This is a genomic window from Pseudomonas sp. AGC41, assembly GCF_057334555.1.
In genome coordinates, this window is the sequence record NZ_JBHFJB010000029.1 from 21,845 (window position 1) to 23,949 (window position 2,105).

At 64.2% G+C, this 2,105-nt stretch carries 1 protein-coding gene; it reads right to left on the reverse strand.

Annotated elements, in window-relative coordinates:
• Positions 1–57: 57 nt before the first annotated feature.
• Positions 58–1,962, reverse strand: a complete 1,905-nt coding sequence (locus ACE04F_RS05660; protein WP_486105363.1) for a sigma-54-dependent Fis family transcriptional regulator — start codon at positions 1,960–1,962, stop codon at positions 58–60.
• Positions 1,963–2,105: the final 143 nt, after the last annotated feature.

A 2,105-nucleotide genomic window follows, 5' to 3' on the forward strand; every position in this document is an offset into this window, starting at 1 on the left:
GGCGACTGCTGCGCAGCCGAGCGGGAGCAAGCTCCCCCCACAAAATCAGTCCGTAGCTCAGCGGGCGATAGCGTGTTTGCGCAGCTTGCGGTAAAGGGTATTGCGGCTGATCCCCAGCTGTTCGGCGGTGTGGGTCATGTGCCAACGCTGACGCTCCAGCGCATCGAGCAACGCCAGGCGCTCGGCATCTTCCAGCAGATGCTCGGTCGGGGTTTCGACCACCGCAACAGGGCGCTGGCGTATCATCGCCGGCAGATCCTCCAGCCCAATCCGCCCGCCGTCGCACAACGCCGCAAGAGTCCGCAGCACATTGCGCAACTGCCGCACGTTGCCCGGCCAATCGAACGCCAGCAGCGCCTGACGCGCCGGTTCGTCGATCAACACCGTCTCGGCGCCGCACTCCTCGGCCAGCAGGAAATCCAGCAACTGCGACCTGTCGCTGCGTTCGCGCAATGCCGGTAGCGGGATTTCCAGGCCGTTGAGGCGGTAAAACAAATCCTCGCGAAAACTGCCGTCGGCAACGCGGTCGAGCAACTGCCGGTGAGTCGCACTGATGATGCGCACGTTCACCGTCTCGGGCTCGCCACCGATGGGCACCACTTGGCGATCTTCCAGCACTCGTAGCAAACGGGTCTGCAAGGCCAGGGGCATATCACCGATCTCATCGAGAAACAGCGTGCCGCCGTCGGCCTGTTGCAACTTGCCGCGCATGCCTTCCTTGCGCGCGCCGGTGAAGCTGCCGCCGCGATAACCGAACAGTTCGCTCTCGATCAGGCTCTCCGGAATCGCGGCGCAGTTAAGCGCGATGAAATTTTTCCCGGCGCGCTGGCTGGCGTAGTGCACGGCCTTGGCAAACGCTTCCTTGCCGGACCCGGTTTCGCCCTGGATCAGCAGCGGCACATCGCGCTCGAACACGCGCAAAGCCTTGCGAAAATGTTCCTGCAATGCCACGTCCCCCAGACAAATGCCCGGCAGACGAGCGGGCTCGACAGCCTTGAGCGCAGGCGCGACCGCAGCCGGCACGCTACGAGCTTGCCCACGCAGGACCGCGAACAAGTGCCTACCGTCACGGGTGCGCAGCGGCCAACTGGCGCTGGCCTGGGCGCTGGCCCGGCCCAGCAACTCGTCCAGCGAACAGTCGAAGAAGTCCTCGACCCGCTGACCGAGCAAGCCGCCGCGAAGGTGCCCGAGCAGGTTCAGTGCGCTCTGGTTGACCGCACAGATCCGACCTTCGCCGTCGAACGCCATCAGCCCTTCGCTGAACAGCCCGACGGACTCCGCCTGCAGATGAAAGCGCAGCAGCCATTGATTGTCGAAGCAACGGAGGAAATAACAGCTCTCGATCATCTTCGCCGAGAGATTGACCAAGGCCATGGTGTGGAACTGGCTCTGGCGCGATACGTCCGGCCGCGCCGATGACACGTCGAGCACCGCCAGCAGCTCGCCATGAGGGTCGAACACCGGGCTCGCCGAACAGGTCAGGCCAGTGTGGCGGCCGCGAAAATGTTCTTCCTGGTGGATGGTCAGGGCCTGGCGTTCCACCAGGCAGGTACCGATGCCGTTGGTGCCTTCGCAGGCTTCGCTCCAGTCGGCGCCGAGCCAGAGGCCGGCCCGTTCGAAAATCTTCCGTTCGCTGGGGGCGGTGACGCAGTTGAGGATCACGCCCCGGGCGTCGGTCAGCAGCACCGCATGGCCGGCGCCGGACAGTTGCTGGTGCAGGCTGGTCATCTCGGTACCGGCGATATGCAGAACCTGCTGCAAGCGTTCGCGGCTTTCCAGCAACCGGCCATGCTCAAGCACGGTCGGCGCCAGGTTCTGCTCCGGGTCGAGGTGATAATCCTCAAGGCAGCGCAGCCAGGAGCGAGCAATCGATGGGTCACTGCCAGGCCCCTGCAAATGGGCCTTGCCCTGGGTCACCGTGAGGACTTGCCGGGCATGGCGACTCAAATGGTTACTGTGCATTTCTTATTGTTCTCCCGAAGGACCCTTTAGACCTGCCGACACCTTACCCGTGGCGAGGGAGCTTGCTCCCGCTGGGCTGCGCAGCAGCCCCAAAACCTGAGCACGCGGTGCATCAGGCTGACCGAGTTGGCTTTGGGGGGGAC